Below are 17,919 nucleotides of genomic sequence, written 5' to 3'. Positions count from 1 at the left end.
CTAAAACTTACGCTTTAATTGCTGCAAAGAAGCATTAAGTTCATACCCCAAGAGCAAAATATTTGAATTTAACCATAAGTAGAATAACAAAATCAACAAAGCTCCAATAGAACCATACAACTCGTTATACTTAGAAAAATTCTCTATATATACTCCAAAAAGATAGGAAGTTAATAGAATTAGTAAAGTTGTAAACAAAGCACCTACCGAAAAGAACTTAGAGTGTTTTCCTTCTTTTGTTCCAAAATAATACAAAGTAGCGGTTGCTATATATAACATAACCGTAAAGAACATGTATTTCCCAAAAATTATCCAAGACAAACCAGATGAGGTTTCAATATCTTGACCACTTATTCCTTCATATAGTGGCTGAATGATATAAATTTGGAAATACCCAAACACTCCAACAGTAACAATTAATAAAAACGCTAGGATTATTGCAACTCCTAAAGCGTATAAATACTGTTTAAACACGCTTCTGGTGAGTTGCTTATGGTATGAGTACTCAAACCCTGAAAACACAGCACTTACACCATTTGCCATTAATATAATAGACAAGATAAGTATTGCCCAAAGCAAACCTCCTTGGCTATCTACACTAATATTGTTAAATATATTTTCGTTAAAAAAATCGGATGTTTGAGGTGGTAAAAAAGAGTCGAGAAAATCTAAAAAGTCTACTTGAAAATTCTCAAATGGTATTACTGGAATAATGATAATAATAAACAGTAAAAAAGGGAAAATAGCTGTAAAAAAATTAAAAGCTATAGCGCTTGCTCGTGTTGTTAAAGCGCCTTGAACTATACCAATCGTGTACATCTCTAGAAGATCATACAAAGACAATCCCTCAAAACCTGGAAGCTTAATGTTTTTTAAAAACCTAACTACCAAGTTAATAACAGGAATCTTATCTAATCGTTCTTCAATATGTTTGGTCATTTACACAGCTTTTAAGCTTAAATCCATATTATACACCGAATGTGTTAAAGCTCCACTAGAAATGAAGTCTACACCACACTCTGCATATTTACGTACAGTTTTTTCGTTAATGCCTCCAGAAGATTCTGTTAAACACTTATCTCCAATTAACTCAACCGCATTACGCGTATCTTCATAATTAAAATTATCAATTAAAATTCGGTAAATACCATCGCTTTCTAAAATTTCTTCAATTTCTTTAAGACTTCTTGCTTCAACAATAATTTTTAAATCCCTATTGGTTTCTTTTAAATACGTTTTGGTTTTATTAATAGCTTTTGTGATACCTCCGGCAAAGTCTATATGGTTGTCTTTTAACATAATCATGTCGTACAATGCAAACCTATGATTTTCACCTCCTCCAATTTTTACAGCCCATTTTTCCAGAGCCCTAATACCAGGAGTAGTCTTTCTAGTGTCTAATATTTTCGTTCCAGTTCCTTCTAATAAATCAACAAATGTTTTGGTTTTAGTTGCAATCGCACTCATGCGCTGCATAGCATTTAAAACTAAACGTTCTGCTTTTAAAATAGATTGTGATGCACCTTCTACATAAAACACAATATCTCCATAATTAACAGAGCTTCCATCTTCAATTAATGTTTCAACAGTCATATTTTCATCAACATAAGCAAATACTTGCTTTGCAAATTCAACACCAGCTATAACGCCTTTGTCTTTAACTAGTAGTTTCGCTTTTCCTTTTGCTGCACTTGGAATACACGATAATGAGCTATGGTCACCATCGCCAACATCTTCCCTAACGGCATTAGTTATTATTAAATCTATTTCTTTTTGAAATTGCGCTTGCGATATCATTTTCTAAAACTTTAGTGCTAAAATAGTGATTGATTTTTATAATTTACAGTCAAAAAGTAACAACAATTGATATTATTCGTCTTAAAATAAACGATTACAATGACTAACATTGAAAAACTTCATAATCGTATACACAATAAACGCCTATTTGTACTTTTTACTTGGGGAACGAGAATATTATTATTCTTAGTTTTTTTGCCTTCTGGTTTAAAAAAGGTATTGGGAGAACGCTTTACTATTTTAGGAATAGACACATCTGTTGGTTTCTTTTTTGAAGGCTTATATCGCACTGGATTTTACTGGAATTTCTTAGGTTTTATGCAGCTACTAGTAGGTGTATTGCTATTAATACCTAGGACAGCGTTTTTTGGAGCCATACTCTACTTACCAATAATCATTAATATTTTTATTATTGTGGTGTCTATGAATTTTAAGGGCACTCCAATAATTGCTGGGTTAATGCTACTAGCAAATCTATATCTATTATTTTGGGATTATGAAAAGCTGAAACAAATAGTTTCTATTATATTTGAAAGGTAATATTACTATATGCAAATCACGCTTCTAGCCATTGGCAAAACCGACAACAAACAATTACAACAACTCATAGATGGGTACACAAAGCGTTTAGGCTTTTATATTAAGTTTAATCTTGAGATAATACCTGATATAAAAAACTCAAAAAATCTAAGTGAAGCCCAACAAAAACAAAAAGAAGGTGATTTAATTTTAAATAAAGTAAACACATCAGATGTGCTTATTTTATTAGATGAAAACGGAAAACAACTAGACTCCATTGGGTTTTCTAACTACTTACAAAAACACATGAATTCTGGCATTAAGCAACTCATTTTTGTAATTGGTGGCCCCTATGGTTTTTCTCAAGAGGTTTACCAAAAAGCACAAGGAAAATTAAGTTTATCTAAAATGACATTTTCACACCAAATGGTACGCTTGTTTTTTATTGAGCAACTGTATCGAGGGTTCACAATATTAAAAAATGAGCCTTACCACCATAGGTAATAAAAAAGGGAGCTAAAATTAGCTCCCTTTTTTATTACATTAATGTGTTTTGTATATTTCCTTGCGTTTTTTAAGTTGTTTTCCTAAATCGCTTATGGTGTTTTTTACAGCATCTTCATAATTGCCTTCATTAGATGATGCAAAAATTCTTGGACCAGGTAAACTCAACTCCATTTTACATATTTTCCCTTTAGTTTTATCATTATGTTCGACTGCAAATTGTACTTCAGCTCCAATAATCCAATCGTATTTTTTTCCAAGTTTGTTTAATTTTTCTGTCACATATTCGTTCATAGCTTCACTCGTTGCCATATGCACATATTGAATATTAATTGTCATAGTGTTTTGTATTAAGTTTAACAATAGCATAAAAATACAAGACTTATTTCAATAGTTAGATGACAATTATCATATGATTAACAAATTATTCAGCATTTTTTAACTTTAGCATTTTAATTGCTTTTAAATAACGTTTCATTTCATTTCTCACCTTTGGAAATAATAGTAATAACCCAATCATATTAGGAAAAACCAAAGCTAGTATCATTGCATCGGAAAATTTAATAACTGCATCCAAAGTTATTGCTGCTCCCAGAACTGTAAACATTAAAAAAATGATTTTATAAGAAAGGTCAATCCACTTTCCTCTTCCAAATAAATACTTCCAAGATTGCAATCCATAATACGACCATGATAGAATAGTAGAAAATGCAAATAACGTTACAGCAACCACTAGAACATAAGACGAACCAGGAATAGCATTATCAAATGCCATAGAAGTTAAGTTAACTCCACCAAGTCTTGAACCATCAGCCATTAAGGCTTGACCATTTAACACATCTCCATACACAAAAGCACCATCCATATTAAACATGACAATAATAATAGCCGTCATAGAACATACAACTACAGTATCAATAAAAGGTTCTAACAAACCTACAAGACCCTCTGAAGCCGCATACTTTGTATTTACAGCCGAATGGGCAATAGCTGCTGAGCCTGCACCTGCTTCATTTGAAAATGCTGCACGACGAAACCCTTGAATCATAACTCCTATAAAGCCACCAGTAATAGTCGCTTTAGGTGTGAAAGCTTCAGTGATGATTAAACTAATAGCATCATCGACAAAGCTGAAATTTGAAAAAATAATAAATAATGCTGAAGCCACATATAACACAGCCATTAACGGAACCACCTTCTCAGTCACTTTTGCTATACGCTTAATCCCTCCAATAATTACAATACCAACAATTATAGCAAAAACAACTCCAATAATACTGCCTGATGCTGAACCTTCAATTCCAAATCTTTCAATAATTTGTGCCGCTGCTTGATTGGTTTGAAATGCATTTCCTCCGCCAAACGAAGCTCCAATACAAAGTATAGAAAAAACTATTGCTAAAAATTTTCCTAATCTAACAAGCCTTCTTTCTTTAAGTCCTCGGGATAAATAATACATTGGACCTCCATAGACATTACCTTCACTATCAATATCTCTGTACTTCACACCTAAAGTACACTCCACGAATTTTGATGACATACCTAGTAATCCAGCAATAATCATCCAAAAAGTAGCGCCTGGTCCTCCAATAGAAATAGCAACTGCAACCATAGCAATATTCCCCAATCCAACGGTTCCAGAAACCGCAGTTGCCAAAGCTTGAAAGTGATTAACCTCTCCATGATGGCTTTCGTCTTTTATGGTATCTATAATATCGCCTTCAACTTCATGGACATGAGAAGTTGTTTCTATATCTAAAGACTCTAAATCATCATACTTCCCTCGAACCACTTGAATAGCAGTTGGAAAGTGCTTGATATTAACAAAACCAAAGTAAATAGTAAAGAATAAGGCTCCGAGCAACAACAAAATTAATACAATCGGAATTCCAAATCCGAAAATATTTACAGTGGAAAGTATAAATCCTTCCCACCAAGTTGCAAAAGGCATAAAAGCATCATTAATCTGTTCGTCAAATCCCCTAGATTGTGCTTGATTGATAAATGGAATTATAATTAAAATAATGGTAAGTATGCGCTGTCTCGAAGCCATAATTCTATTGTTATGATTTTGAGCGCAATGTTTTAAATTGATTTTTTTTATAATGACTTTATCAGAAAGAATATGAAAATGTCAGTAAAAAAACTACTGACAAAAACACACAAGACACTGAATTACAAAGAAATATTCTCTTGTGGAATTTTTAAACGAATTTTTCTGTCTCGCTTTTCAGACATTTCAAAAAGCGATGCTTTTAGTGGATTTAAGTGATGGTCTGTAGTCCAACTGTCTTTTCCATAAACACCATCCAACAAAGCAATGAGCAACCTTTTAACTTCGTTATAGTCGTTAATATCAAAGATTTTATTAGACATAGTAAAGTTTTTAGGTTTAATTTCTAACCATTCATAATCAGATAGTCTACGTTGTGCAAATTTTGAAAACAACTCAAATAACGCAGGAGTTAATTTTACTTTACGCTTTTCAGCTCCTGGAAAACCTTTCAAAAACACCAAATATTCCATCTTTCCAGATGATAATTTATTTTTAAGAAATTTTATCTGCAAGTCATCAGAATCAGGAATGACGTTTTCGGCTAATTCTTTCACCCAGCTTAATGCCAAAGCAAAGAAAATCATAATCAAGGATGTTTTAAATATGGCCGAAAATAATGTTAAGTTAATATCGTTGCCTGAAAGTTTATAGACTTGAGCAACTAAAACAACCAGAATACAAACTAATGATAAAAAAGCTAGTGCTTTTAGTCGTCGTTTTAAAAAAGACTCCCATAAAACATATCCTAAGAAACCTAAGGTAAATATAGCATAGTAGACATCTAGTTCATTTATCATTGTAATCACTGTACCTGATACCATACGACTTAGGGTTGGTAAAATTGAAAACAAAAAAGGAATACCAACAATATAAATCCAATACTTTGATTTTATGATATGACCAATAGGTTCTGGTAAATATCTAAACCAAGGCAAAGCCAATAAAATAAATAAGCTATTTAGCAAAGACCATACGCTCCGCCAACCATCTACAACTATTTCTGATGTCGTATTTGTTTCAATAAAATAAATTTCAAATGCTCCAGATAAGCTCCAACATAACACTGAAAGTGCGAGCCATACTTGCCCAAAATCGTTTTGTTTTTTGCCAATATGCCACCAAATAGCGATTAAAGCTATAAACGCAAAAAGGCAAACTGAAAATTGCCACCAACCATAAAAAGAAAGAATCTCATTACTAATTTGCTGAAAGTTTAAAAAATTAAGTGACATGTAAAGTGCGCTTTTTACTTCTAATATAACCGAAAAATTAACGATAGCTCGATGTTGAATATTTTTTATTCAAAAATGACTTTGTCATCCAATTCGAACCACTCCTTGTAAAACTCTTCATGGATTTTCTCGATGCTATTTCTTTTTACTTTCATGGTTGGTGTCGTTAAGCCATTTTCAACATTCCAATCCTCTTTCATAATCACCACTTTTTCAATTTTCTCATGCTTTTCAAGTGTTGGGTTCATACCATCAACACTCTCTAGTAAACTTTCAGATAAAGCATTTTTGTCTTTCACTTTGCCTAACTCACTGAGGGTTATTAATGCTATAGGCTGAGGAATTCCTGTCCCTACAACACATATTTGTTCAATGTCAGTATTTTTTGATAGTATAAGCTCTATATGAGATGGTGAAATATATTTTCCTTTATCGGTTTTAAACTGGTCTTTCACACGTCCAGTAATGGTTAAAAAGCCATCGTGGTCAAATTCACCAATATCACCAGTTTTTAAGTAGCCTTCATCATCAAAAACAGAAGCAGTTATTTCTGGCTCTTTATAATAGCCCTTCATTAAGCAGTCGTTTTTAACACAAATCTCTCCTACTTCAGATAGTTTAGCTTTCACATTAAACAGCGTTTTACCGACAGTGCCAATTTTATCATCACGAATAGTATTAAAATGTGACACACAGCAATCCTCGGTCATACCATAGCCTTGATAAATTGTGATGCCCAATTTCCTATACCACTTTACTAAACTCGAGGCTATTGGTGCAGCAGCAGAACAAATAAAAACAGCCTCCTTAAGGCCTAACTTTTGCTTTAACTTGTTCTTAATAATTCCATTAAGAATTGGAATTTTTAATAACACATTAAGCTTTTTTTGCGGAATTGATTCTAGAATTTTCTCTCTAAATTTTGTCCAAATACGCGGTACAGCAAAGAAAATTTGAGGTTGTGTTTTTTCTAAATCAGATGCAAAAGTTTCCAAAGACTCGGCAAAGGCAACGGTGCCTCCAAGATTTACTCCTGCGTTAATCAATACGCGTTCAGCAACATGTGCTAAAGGTAAATACGAGAATAATTTAATGTTATTTGGCAACTTGAAAATCTCGGTAAGTGTGTGCGCACTTACCATTAAATTACCTGAAGTATGCATTACTCCTTTTGGCACTCCTGTGGTTCCAGATGTATAAATTATGGTATGCAAATCATCTGGTTGTTGTGTATGAATTGATTCTGATGGTGAATGTTTCTTTATTAATTCTTCCCAAAGCTCCCCATCAGATTGCCCATGTAACCCAACACTAATTTTTGGAATGTCTGGAACACCCGATTTTTGTGATTCATAATCATCAAGCTTCCCGATAATGATGGCTTTAGATTCGCTATGTACTAATATTTGGTTTATAGATGACGCATTTAGCGTTGGGTAAATAGGAATTGATACAAACCCTGCCATCATAATAGCAATATCAGCCATAATCCAATGCGCACAGTTTTTTGATAACAAAGCAACATGACTCCTTTCAGATAAGTTATATGTTTTTAATGCCGATACAATTTTTCTTATTTCAATACCAGCTTCTTTGTAGGTATGCGTAATATACTTACCATCTATAGGTTGTTTTAAAAAAATAATATCTGGAGTATGCTTTTCCCAGTACAGGAAAGCTTCTAAAGGTGTTTTAAATTTTGACATCAGTTTTGAGTTAGTTAGTCAGTTAAGCTTTTATGTCTGGGATAGTAATTAATTAAAATCAACTGTTTTTATGCTTTTTCCATGCGGCAATAATTTCTGCTTCCCGGTTAAAAACATTCTTGGTATTTCCTTCAAATTTTTGACGTATTTCGTCGGTCACTCCATCAGAATGCCACCAATTATAAGTCTCTCTAATAGAAGTTGGTAAATCTCTATAGGTTAAACCAGCAGCCAAAGCTTTATCTATATTTGCTCTAGCAGACCCATAGTTATTGCCTTCAGGCATTATCCATGGCACTAAGTAAGGTACTTTATTTGCTTTTAAAAACTCATAGTCATCAACTTTTACAAAGGTATGTTCTACATCAAACGCCTTACTAGCTTCTTCAACAAAATCATACATATTCTGAGCAGTTTTAGGACCAGCCGCATTAAAAGTATCTGTATGTTTTTCTTCAATTAGGCGAATCATAAACTCTGCCACATCACGTACATCTATATATTGTACAGGGTCTTGAGGCTTTCCTAGAACTAAAACCTCTCCTCCTTTAGATAATCGCAAAGGCCAATGTACAAACCTGTTGGTTTTATCGGCAGGTCCAAACATATATGTAGGTCTTACGATAATGGTTCTATCTTCTCCATAGGCTTTTTTTGCTGCTAATTCTGAATTAGCTTTCATCACACCATACCAATACTCGATGCGCATTTCTTCATCTTCAAGTGTTTCTGGTTCTTCTAAAAGAACTTTTGTATCCTCATTAATATCATCTGTTAAATAAGGATAATATACGCCTGTAGATGATGTATATAAATACAAGTCTGTTCTATCCTTTAATAATTCAGCTGAATTTTTAGTCCACTCAACATCTCGCCCAGAGTTATCAATCACCACGTCCCAAGTACCAGTTTCTAAAGCTGATAAATCATTATTTCTATCTCCAACTAATGATGTTACATTTTTAAATAACTCTTGATGAATTGTTGGTTTTGTTTTCCCTCTAGTGAAAGTCGATACTGAATGTCCGCGACCTAAAGCATAAGCTATTTGATGTGGTCCCAGAAAACTAGTTCCGCCTAAAATTAGTATGTTTAGTTTTTTTGAAGAAGCCTTAGTTGTGGCTACTTTTTTTTCTTCATTAAAATTACACCCTAATAAACCTGAACTTATTAATGGAATTGCAATTCCAAGTTTTGCTCCTCTTTCAATAAATTGCCTTCTAGTGGTTGGTTTTTTTGTCATTCTATAAAATTATTTGAGATGTTTCTTGAAAAAATCGATAGTTCTTATCCAAGCTAAATTTGCTGCAGCTTCGTCATATCTTGGTGTTGTGTTATTATGAAATCCATGATTTACATCTGGGTAAAAATGTGCAGTATGCTCAATCTTATTAGCCTTTAATACTTTTTCATAATCTTCCCATCCAGCATTTACTCGTTTATCCAATCCTGCAAATTGCAGTAATAAAGGTGATTTTATTTTTGCTGCATCTTCATCAGACGGTTGACCACCATAAAACGGAACTGCTCCTTTTAAATCAGGTACACGAACAGCCATCATATTAGAAATCCATCCTCCAAAACAAAACCCTACAACACCAACATTTCCATCACAATCCTTGTGATTTTTTAAATAATTAAAGGCCGCAATAAAATCTTCTAGCATTTCATTTCTATCTCGCTTTCGTTGCATTGTTCTTCCTTCATCATCATTTCCAGGATAACCTCCAAGAGGTGTTAAAGCATCAGGTGCAATAGAGATAAAACCTTCTAAAGCAGCTCTTCTGCCAGTATCTTCAATATAAGGATTCAATCCTCTGTTCTCATGAACAACAACAATACCTGGTAGCTTCTTTTTTGTATTGGATGGCTTAGACAATAGCCCTTTTATAGACCCTCCACCTTTTGGAGAATCGTAATTGACATACTTAGATTCTAATCTAGGGTCATCTTTCTTAACTGTAATAGTGTCTACATAATTTGGAGACACAAAACTTAGTAGAGACGATACAGTTAACCCTCCAATAGCATATAGCGAGAGTTTTTCTGCAAATTGTCTTCTGTCAATTTTATTATGTGCATAATCGTCGTAAAGATCAAATACTTCTTGTTTGATATCTTCTTTTTTTAATAAACTCATAAGGAATAGTTTTGTTTGTATCAAGATAGTAAAATTTTAGATTTAGATAAATATTAAATTATTTTTGTGCTTTAACTCTCAAAATATGAAGCTCGTTTTTGCCACGAACAATTCTAATAAACTTAAAGAAGTTCAAGCTTTGCTGCCAAAAAACATCACATTACTAAGCTTACAAGACATTGGCTGTTTAGAAGACATTCCTGAAACCCAACTAACCATAGAAGGAAATGCCATGCAAAAAGCAAGCTATATTAAAACGCATTATGGCTACGATTGCTTTGCTGATGATACAGGCTTAGAAGTAAGCGCTTTAAACGGTGCTCCTGGAGTTTACTCAGCTAGATATGCGGGAGAGCAACGAGATGCCAATGATAACATGACTAAACTTTTAACCGAACTGCAACTTAAAGATGATAGAAGCGCACAGTTTAAAACGGTTATAGCTTTGCAAATTAATGGCGAATTAAAAACGTTTACTGGGATTTGCGAAGGACACATCACCATTGAAAAAAGTGGCGAACATGGTTTTGGCTATGACCCTATTTTCCAACCTAATGGCTATACACAAACGTTTGCCGAAATGGATTTGAAACTCAAGAATCAAATTGGGCATCGTGGGAAAGCTGTAAAACAATTGGTGGATTTCTTAAACTAGTATTAATTCTATTATTTATTGGTTTATATGTATAAGCAGCTTATTTATAGATATTAACTATTGAAAAACTACATATCATAACAATGTAGAACATCCTTCTACTGAATAGACAGAAAAAAAGTAAATGAGATTATGAGGCAATCTCAATAATTAATATTGTATCTTACTAGCTACTAACCAACCAATTAAATATAATATTATGAAAACTAAATTGACACTTGCCTTAATTTTAATTTTTGGAATTATAATTTTAGGATGTAAACAAAAAGAAGAGGAAGTTGAAATTGAAAAAGTAGAAATTGACCTTATTAACGATGAATTTCCTGAAGCTAAACAAGAAGTTATGGAAACCTTCGGAGCCATTGCACAAAGTATTAAGGATGGGGATATGGACAAACTTATTTCATTTCATGCTTATGGGCCTAAGTTTACAGAGTTTAAAAATGGAGAACCAAGGAATGGTAGAGAGGCAAATGAAGCTCACGAACGTAGTGTATTTGGTTCTGTAACCGAAGTAGTAAAATTCGATGCTAAAGATTTACAAATAGCAGTATATGGAGATGTAGCAAACTTAACTTTTCATTCCGATTTTCAATTAAAATTTGGTGAAGATTTGGTAACAGTAAACGATCAAATCACTTTACTATTTGTTAAAACTGAAGATGGTTGGAAAATGGTACATGAGCATCATTCGCCACTAAAAAAATAAGTATTTATTAATCACTTTCAACAGTAATTTATAATAACACAAAAGCTAGGGTTCACTATTCAATAACTCTAGCTTTTCATATATTAGATGAATCCTCTGAGATTTTTAAACATCAATGGAATGAAAAAAGCATCAAAAATTATACGTATCTGGAAAGGTTGGACTACCAAAGAAAATGCACCAATTTATGAAGATATGCTTATCAATGAAGTGTTTCCTGAAGTAAAAAAGAAGGGTGTTAAAGGATTAGAAAAAGTTAGTATTTCTACAAAGTATCATGAAAATGAAGTGGAATTCTTTCTTGTGCTTCAATTTGATAACCTTGAATCTGTAAAGCTCTTTGCTGGAGAAGATTATAAAACAGCTTATATCCCAGAAAATGCAAAGCGTGTTCTTTTACGATATGAACAAACTGCTCAACACTATGAGTTACGTGAGGAATTGATTCTAAAATAATCCTAAAACACCTTTTTAAAGCTAGTTCTTAAAAATAACACTATATTTGCACGCTGAAACTCAGAAGACTGAGTTCAATAATTCCTCAGGGTGAGGATGTGTTACTAGAAGTTTAGGTTTAAGTATGTCGATTCGCTTCTTTATGTAACACCACATAACATAATCGAATACTTATTACTCGAATGAACACATTCCAAGATTTAGGTCTTAATGAAGACCTTTTACAAGCAATTACAGATATGGGTTTTACAAAACCCAGCGAAGTACAAGACAAAGCCATTCCTATTCTTTTAGAAAAAGAATCCGATTTAGTAGCCTTAGCACAAACAGGAACAGGAAAAACTGCAGCTTTTGGTTTTCCAATGCTACAAAAAATTGATGTTAATAGTCGAACAACTCAAGGTTTAATTTTATCTCCAACACGTGAACTTTGTTTACAAATAACTAACGAGATGAAGCAATATGGTAAATATTGCAAAGGCTTAAACGTTACAGCAATTTATGGAGGCGCCAGTATTACAGATCAAGCTAGAGAAGTAAAACGAGGTGCACAAATAATTGTTGCAACTCCTGGTCGTATGAAAGATATGATTAGCAGACGTTTGGTTGATATTTCTAAAATTGAATATGCCGTTTTAGATGAAGCCGATGAAATGCTAAATATGGGATTCTATGAAGATATCACCGATATTTTATCGTATACACCAATAGACAAAAGCACATGGTTATTTTCTGCAACGATGCCAAAAGAGGTCTCAACTATTGCAAAGAAATTCATGAACAGCCCTATTGAAATTACTGTAGGAAACAAAAACGAAAGTACAAATCAAGTTTCTCACGAATATTATTTAGTAAACGCAAGAGACCGCTATCAAGCCTTAAAACGTTTATCTGATGCTAATCCAGATATTTTTTCTGTGATTTTCTGTCGTACTAAGCGAGATACTCAAAAAGTGGCAGAAAACTTAATTGAAGATGGTTATAGTGCTGGAGCATTACATGGTGATTTAAGCCAGAACCAACGTGATTTGGTAATGAAGTCGTTTAGAAACAAACAAATACAAATGTTAGTAGCCACAGACGTAGCTGCTCGTGGTATTGATGTAGATGATATTACTCACGTAATTAATTACCAACTTCCAGATGAACCTGAAATTTACACACACCGTTCTGGTAGAACTGGACGTGCAGGAAAAACAGGTATCTCTATGGTAATTGTGTCTAAAAGTGAAGTACGTAAAATAAAAAGTATTGAGCGTATCATTAAGAAGCAGTTTGAGAAAAAGGAAATTCCTGATGGTATGGAAATTTGCGAAGTCCAATTGATGTCACTAGCAAATAAAATTCATAATACCGAAGTAAATCATGAAATTGACAAGTACCTTACTAGTATAAATGAGTTATTTGAAGACACTTCAAAAGATGAATTGATTAAAAAATTCTTCTCAGTAGAGTTTACGCGCTTCTATAATTATTATCAAAAAACAAAAAATTTAAACCTTACCGATTCTCGTGGTGATGATCGTGATGGTGATCGTGATTATCGTAAAAGTTCTAACGATTCACGTTACTTTATTAACGTTGGTCGTAAAGATGGTTACGATTGGATGTCATTAAAAGATTTCTTAAAAGAAACTTTAGAATTAGGAAAAGACGATGTATTTAAAGTGGACGTTAAAGAAAGTTTTTCATTCTTCAATACTGAAAAAGCACTACAAGAAAAAGTACTAGCATTTTTCACCGATTTTAAGCACAATGGTCGTTTTGTAAATGTAGAAGTTAGCGAAGACAAAGGCCGTGGTGGCAGAGGCGGCGGAAGACGCAATGATAGACGCAGCGGAGGACGACGTTCAAAGCCAAGAAATGATTCTGGATCAAGAAATGATAGAAGGAGCGGCGAAAGACGCTCAAGCTCTAGAAGCGGTAGTAGTAATCGAAGCGAAAGAAGAGGTTCTGAGAACAAATCAAGCTCAAGACGATCTGATTCTGGAAATAAATCTGGAGATTTTGCATCATCTAGACCAAGACGAAGCCGTAGAAAATAAACTTTCTTGTTAATTTTAAGTCAAAATAGTAAGCAATTCTAATTATATACGTTTTGTTTAGTACTTTTATACTCTAAAGTCATTGCATGAAATGAGCTTGACAAATCCAAAATCAAGAAAAGGTTTTAATTGCGCATTTCATCTTACTTTAAAAAAGAATAAAAAATAGCAGATGAAAAAGCTTTTCCTACTATGTAGCTTAATACTAATATCAGCATTTGGTTATGCTCAAGATACCTATGTAAAAGGTAAAGTGATTCGTGCCGATGATGGATCGCCTCTTGAGAGCGTTAACATTGTTAACCTAAATCAAGTTATTGGTACATCTACCGATGGTATAGGAGACTTTGAAATAAAAGCCAATGTAAACGATACACTACACCTTTCGTATTTAGGTTTCAAATCTATTAAAGTTCGAGTAACCAATGACTGGATTGTATTTGGTGCTGCAACATCCATAGAAATGACTGAGCTTGCTTTGGCTCTAGAAAAAGTAGTTGTAAACCAATTACGATTAACTGGCTATTTAGAAATCGATATACAGCAAGTACCATTACGTCGTGATACACGATACAGTATTTCTGGACTTCCAAGCTCTGGGTATGAAGGGCGCACCAACTCACCAAGTATGGTAAGTAAAGTTTTAGGTGCTATTTTTAATCCTGCAGATTTCTTACATAAAATGTTTGGCAAAAAACCTCGTGAAATGCGTAAGCTACGACAAATGAAAGCTGATGATGAAATACGAAACTTATTAGCCTCTCGTTTTGACCGTGAAATGCTCACTGCTCTTTTAAAAGTTGATAAAGTAGACCTTGACTTATTGATTAGCGAATGTAACTACTCTAAAGACTTTATACGAGCAGCTAACGACCTTCAAATACTGGATGCTATAAGCGAGTGTTATGAAGAATACAAAGTACTAAGCAAAAGTCGATCAAGACTCTAATTTTGCGAATGTAAGGCTACCCTATTCCCTTCGGTATCAATAAAAACACCCATGTAACCATGTTCTTCGGAAATTTGAGTTTTAGGCTGATAGATTTTTCCGCCAGCAGCTTCAATTCTATCTAATTCGTTTTGAACATCATCACTCATAAAATATACTGTCGTACCTTCTTGACTAGGTATGTAGGTTTCTTGCTTTATTAACGATCCAGAAGCTCCATAAGAACTCATATCGCTAGCTGGAAACCATCCCATCAAGATACCTCCAAAATCAACCACGTTAATCTCAACTTTAAATACAGCCTCGTAAAACGCTTTTGCACGTTCCATATCTGTCACTGGTATTTCAAACCAGCCAATCATATTTCGTTCCATAATTATTTATTTTCTAATATATTTTTTAAACTTTTCAATCCTTCTTCAAAATCTTTTCCAACTGCTTTTTCAAAATTGAAAAACAGCATAAATATATTAAATGGAAACGGATTTCTACCTGAAAATCCCCAAGTCACTAAGGTTTGATTATCATCAACTTTATCAACTAATAAATGCCCAATAGAATGTGATTTCCAGGGCTTAAAAAAGCGTAATTCGGTATCAATCGATTCGTTTTCAACAATAGAAACTATTTCTTGCTCACCTTCGCCTACATCTTTATTTCCTTTCCATTTAGATATAAAACCAATTTCGCCATCAGTCCCTTCAAAAGTTTGGGTCATATTTGGATCTTTTTTCTTCCAAGGTGACCAATTATCTTGATTTTTAATAGATTTTAAATACGTAAAGGTTTCTGGAAGTGTGTGGTTGATAATGATGCTTCTCTTTACTTGATAACTATTAGGCGCAATAAGTCCTAAAACGATAATAAGTGCTACGATTGCAGCAAGCACATATAAAAAAATTTCCATGGTTAGTTGTATTAATCAATAATTGACAGTTATAAACTTACAAAATTATGTTTGATTTTTATAGTGTTCCAAAATTTGGTCGATGCTTTTTATGGTTTTTGTACACCAATCGTAACGCTTATTAAGTATTTCACTTTCAGAAAGTTGCCATTTAACATCACTTTGTTTTAATTTAGTAGTAACGTATTGCAGAATAATAGCTGCAGAAACAGATATATTCAAACTCTCGGTAAAACCAACCATTGGTATTTTTAAAAAACAATCTGCATTATCTATAACCTCATTAGACAAACCTTCAGTTTCTCTACCAAAAAAGAAACAAGACTTTTTGGTAACATCAAAATCATGCAATAGACAATCGTTTGTGTGTGGTGTTGTCGCTACAATTTGGTAGCCTTGTTTTTTTAACGAATCCATACAGTTTTTTGCAGAATGATAACGATGTAAGTCTACCCATTTTTGAGCTCCCATAGCAATTTCCCTATCAATGCGTTTTACATTCACTTCTTCAATAACATGCAGCTCTTGAATACCAAAAACATCACAACTACGCATGACTGCGCTTGTATTGTGTAACTGATAAACATCTTCGGTAGCAACTGTAAAATGCTTTGTGCGCAGTGCAAGCACTTGTTCAAAACGCTCCTGACGGTGCTCTGTTAAATAGGACTCCAAATAAGCTACTAATTTTTCATCAATCATTATTTTCAAATATAAATAAAATAGTAACTTGGTAACATATGAAACACATTGTTGTACTTACAGGCGCAGGAATAAGTGCCGAAAGTGGTATTAAAACCTTTAGGGATGCTGATGGTTTGTGGGAAGGACATGATGTTATGGAAGTGGCATCACCTCAAGGGTTTGCTGCCAACCCAGAATTGGTTTTAGATTTTTACAATCAGCGTCGCAAACAATTATTTGAAGTGCAACCAAATCATGCGCATAAAGCTTTAGCCAATTTAGAAAAAGATTATAATGTAACCATTGTCACACAAAATGTGGACGATTTACATGAACGTGCTGGAAGTAGTAATGTGTTACATTTACATGGTGAACTCCTAAAAGTACGTAGCACTTATGATGAATTTGATATTCGAGTCTGGAAGCATGATTTAGTACTAGGAGATGTATGTAGTAAAGGTCATCAATTACGCCCACATATTGTGTGGTTTGGTGAAGCAGTACCAATGATAGAAAAAGCTGTGGATATTTGCCAAACGGCTGATGTTTTAATAATTATTGGCACTTCAATGCAAGTATATCCTGCTGCTAGTTTAATGCATTATGTAAATCCAGAAACCAACATTTTTTACATTGATCCAAAACCAGCAATGAGTAGCAACTCTCAAGTGACTGTGATTGCTGAAAAGGCAACTATTGGAGTTGATAAGGTAATAAAGGATTTAAATTAACCGCCTTGACTTTGTAAGAAAAAACAGCTACCTTCGTTTAACGGCTGATATAAAACATTGAAACGTTGCATATCATCGCATTAAACGAACTCTCTTAAAAAATCATTATAAGCACGAGACTAACCAAGTAAACAATTAAAAACACGCAAACCTTAATCATCATCACTCAGTTTAAAAAAGTCATTAACTGGCTTATTAAATAGTTGAGAGAGCTTAAGAGCTAAAACCGTTGAAGGCACATATCTATTAGCTTCTATAGAGTTTATGGTTTGCCTAGACACACCAATTTTTTTGGCCAAGTCATCTTGTGTAAGATTCATAATTGCACGCTCTACCTTTATTGTATTTTGCATTATCTATAACGTTTTAAAATGTGGTAGGACATTAATTGAATCATTAGCATAAACATTAAAATCTGAAAATCGCCGAGGTCTTTATAAGCTTCTCCTCCATTATTTACAACATTAGATACTCCAAATTCTACATAAGGCATAACTAACGCATACACAACGCCTGTAATAAATGCCCAAGCGTAGGATTGCATTCTGAGTTTTACAGTGAGTTCATCTTCTTCTTTATCTCTTGCAATAGACATCAATAACATTGCAACTAAAAGTGTTTTTTGCAATAAATGCTTTAACCACTCAGTATCACCTTCCATAGCAAAAGCTCTAACAAACATCATTATAATTGTTATTGCTCCTATCATAATTCCAACTTTGTAAAAATATTGAGGCAATCTAAAGTTGGTTAATTTTTCTAATCGATTGCGCTCACAATCCATAATTTTTTCTGTATTCATAATTGACAAATTAACTTTATATTATGT

Annotated in this window: 21 protein-coding genes; 8 read left to right on the top strand and 13 right to left on the bottom strand. The window is 33.5% G+C overall.

Annotation, left to right across the window (positions count from 1 at the left end; translation table 11 throughout):
- Together HB672_RS08680 and nadC are read right to left on the bottom strand one after the other, a co-directional pair.
- Positions 1–939, bottom strand: coding sequence for a YihY/virulence factor BrkB family protein (locus tag HB672_RS08680; protein ID WP_167611054.1), 939 nt, complete (start codon positions 937–939; stop codon positions 1–3).
- On the bottom strand, positions 940–1,797 hold the full coding sequence (nadC, locus tag HB672_RS08675; RefSeq protein WP_167611052.1) for a carboxylating nicotinate-nucleotide diphosphorylase: 858 nt from the start codon (positions 1,795–1,797) through the stop codon (positions 940–942).
- 99 nt (positions 1,798–1,896) lie between these two features.
- Here nadC and HB672_RS08670 point away from each other — a divergent pair, with 99 nt between their 5' ends.
- Both HB672_RS08670 and rlmH read left to right on the top strand, forming a co-directional pair.
- On the top strand, positions 1,897–2,337 hold the full coding sequence (locus HB672_RS08670; RefSeq protein WP_167611049.1) for a DoxX family protein: 441 nt from the start codon (positions 1,897–1,899) through the stop codon (positions 2,335–2,337).
- Positions 2,338–2,346: 9 nt separating this feature from the next.
- The gene (rlmH, locus tag HB672_RS08665) at positions 2,347–2,820 is read left to right on the top strand and encodes a 23S rRNA (pseudouridine(1915)-N(3))-methyltransferase RlmH (protein WP_167611046.1); all 474 of its coding nucleotides are present in this window, start codon (positions 2,347–2,349) and stop codon (positions 2,818–2,820) included.
- A 39-nt stretch (positions 2,821–2,859) separates the two neighbouring features.
- Here the strand turns inward: rlmH and raiA are convergent, their stop codons facing one another.
- The 6 genes from raiA to HB672_RS08635 all read right to left on the bottom strand — a co-directional run bounded on the left by raiA (position 2,860) and on the right by HB672_RS08635 (position 9,954).
- Positions 2,860–3,159 carry a ribosome-associated translation inhibitor RaiA gene (gene raiA / locus HB672_RS08660; protein ID WP_167611043.1) on the bottom strand — a complete coding sequence of 100 codons (300 nt, stop codon included), beginning with the start codon at positions 3,157–3,159 and terminating at the stop codon, positions 2,860–2,862.
- Between the two features lie 85 nt (positions 3,160–3,244).
- Entirely contained in the window at positions 3,245–4,873 is a 1,629-nt protein-coding gene (locus HB672_RS08655) for an alanine/glycine:cation symporter family protein (RefSeq protein WP_167611041.1), read from the bottom strand.
- 122 nt (positions 4,874–4,995) lie between these two features.
- On the bottom strand, positions 4,996–6,108 hold the full coding sequence (locus tag HB672_RS08650; RefSeq protein ID WP_167611038.1) for a hypothetical protein: 1,113 nt from the start codon (positions 6,106–6,108) through the stop codon (positions 4,996–4,998).
- 65 nt (positions 6,109–6,173) lie between these two features.
- On the bottom strand, positions 6,174–7,814 hold the full coding sequence (locus tag HB672_RS08645; protein ID WP_167611036.1) for an AMP-binding protein: 1,641 nt from the start codon (positions 7,812–7,814) through the stop codon (positions 6,174–6,176).
- Positions 7,815–7,872: 58 nt separating this feature from the next.
- A complete protein-coding gene (locus HB672_RS08640; RefSeq protein WP_167611033.1) occupies positions 7,873–9,057 on the bottom strand; it encodes an NAD-dependent epimerase/dehydratase family protein in 1,185 nt (394 codons plus the stop codon).
- 9 nt (positions 9,058–9,066) lie between these two features.
- Positions 9,067–9,954, bottom strand: coding sequence for a dienelactone hydrolase family protein (locus tag HB672_RS08635; RefSeq protein ID WP_167611030.1), 888 nt, complete (start codon positions 9,952–9,954; stop codon positions 9,067–9,069).
- Between the two features lie 85 nt (positions 9,955–10,039).
- Here HB672_RS08635 and HB672_RS08630 point away from each other — a divergent pair, with 85 nt between their 5' ends.
- The 5 genes from HB672_RS08630 (at position 10,040) to HB672_RS08610 (ending at position 14,768) form a co-directional block, all read left to right on the top strand.
- The gene (locus HB672_RS08630) at positions 10,040–10,609 is read left to right on the top strand and encodes a non-canonical purine NTP diphosphatase (RefSeq protein WP_167611027.1); all 570 of its coding nucleotides are present in this window, start codon (positions 10,040–10,042) and stop codon (positions 10,607–10,609) included.
- Between the two features lie 199 nt (positions 10,610–10,808).
- Positions 10,809–11,318, top strand: a complete 510-nt coding sequence (locus HB672_RS08625; protein ID WP_167611025.1) for a nuclear transport factor 2 family protein — start codon at positions 10,809–10,811, stop codon at positions 11,316–11,318.
- 120 nt (positions 11,319–11,438) lie between these two features.
- Entirely contained in the window at positions 11,439–11,774 is a 336-nt protein-coding gene (locus HB672_RS08620; protein WP_167611022.1) for an antibiotic biosynthesis monooxygenase, read from the top strand.
- 182 nt (positions 11,775–11,956) lie between these two features.
- Positions 11,957–13,819 (top strand): DEAD/DEAH box helicase, encoded by a 1,863-nt coding sequence (locus HB672_RS08615; RefSeq protein ID WP_167611019.1) that lies wholly within the window; start codon positions 11,957–11,959, stop codon positions 13,817–13,819.
- A 172-nt stretch (positions 13,820–13,991) separates the two neighbouring features.
- Positions 13,992–14,768, top strand: coding sequence for a carboxypeptidase-like regulatory domain-containing protein (locus tag HB672_RS08610; protein WP_167611016.1), 777 nt, complete (start codon positions 13,992–13,994; stop codon positions 14,766–14,768).
- Here the strand turns inward: HB672_RS08610 and HB672_RS08605 are convergent.
- Genes HB672_RS08605 through HB672_RS08595 form a run of 3 tightly spaced genes read right to left on the bottom strand, consistent with a single transcriptional unit; the run spans position 14,765 to position 16,377 of the window.
- Positions 14,765–15,142, bottom strand: a complete 378-nt coding sequence (locus HB672_RS08605; RefSeq protein WP_167611013.1) for a VOC family protein — start codon at positions 15,140–15,142, stop codon at positions 14,765–14,767. The two genes, HB672_RS08610 and HB672_RS08605, sit on opposite strands and share 4 nt — an antisense overlap.
- Before the next feature lie 2 nt (positions 15,143–15,144).
- Positions 15,145–15,675 carry an SRPBCC family protein gene (locus HB672_RS08600; protein ID WP_167611010.1) on the bottom strand — a complete coding sequence of 177 codons (531 nt, stop codon included), beginning with the start codon at positions 15,673–15,675 and terminating at the stop codon, positions 15,145–15,147.
- 45 nt (positions 15,676–15,720) lie between these two features.
- Positions 15,721–16,377 carry an RNA methyltransferase gene (locus HB672_RS08595; protein WP_167611008.1) on the bottom strand — a complete coding sequence of 219 codons (657 nt, stop codon included), beginning with the start codon at positions 16,375–16,377 and terminating at the stop codon, positions 15,721–15,723.
- 38 nt (positions 16,378–16,415) lie between these two features.
- On the opposite strand from HB672_RS08595, the gene HB672_RS08590 reads away from it, so the two are divergent.
- Positions 16,416–17,090 (top strand): NAD-dependent deacylase, encoded by a 675-nt coding sequence (locus HB672_RS08590; protein WP_167611005.1) that lies wholly within the window; start codon positions 16,416–16,418, stop codon positions 17,088–17,090.
- A gap of 152 nt (positions 17,091–17,242) precedes the next feature.
- Here the strand turns inward: HB672_RS08590 and HB672_RS08585 are convergent, their stop codons facing one another.
- Together HB672_RS08585 and HB672_RS08580 are read right to left on the bottom strand one after the other, a co-directional pair.
- Positions 17,243–17,443, bottom strand: a complete 201-nt coding sequence (locus HB672_RS08585) for a helix-turn-helix transcriptional regulator (protein ID WP_167611003.1) — start codon at positions 17,441–17,443, stop codon at positions 17,243–17,245.
- Positions 17,443–17,892, bottom strand: coding sequence for a hypothetical protein (locus HB672_RS08580; RefSeq protein ID WP_167611000.1), 450 nt, complete (start codon positions 17,890–17,892; stop codon positions 17,443–17,445). The genes HB672_RS08585 and HB672_RS08580 overlap by 1 nt, the downstream gene beginning before the upstream one ends.
- Positions 17,893–17,919: the final 27 nt, after the last annotated feature.

Origin of the sequence: Gaetbulibacter sp. S0825 (assembly GCF_011777505.1) — a bacterium.
In the GTDB taxonomy this organism is placed as follows: Bacteria; Bacteroidota; Bacteroidia; order Flavobacteriales; family Flavobacteriaceae; genus Pontimicrobium.
The sequence above is the reverse complement of the archived record's forward strand: the minus strand, read 5'-3'. Positions and strand labels throughout refer to the sequence as shown.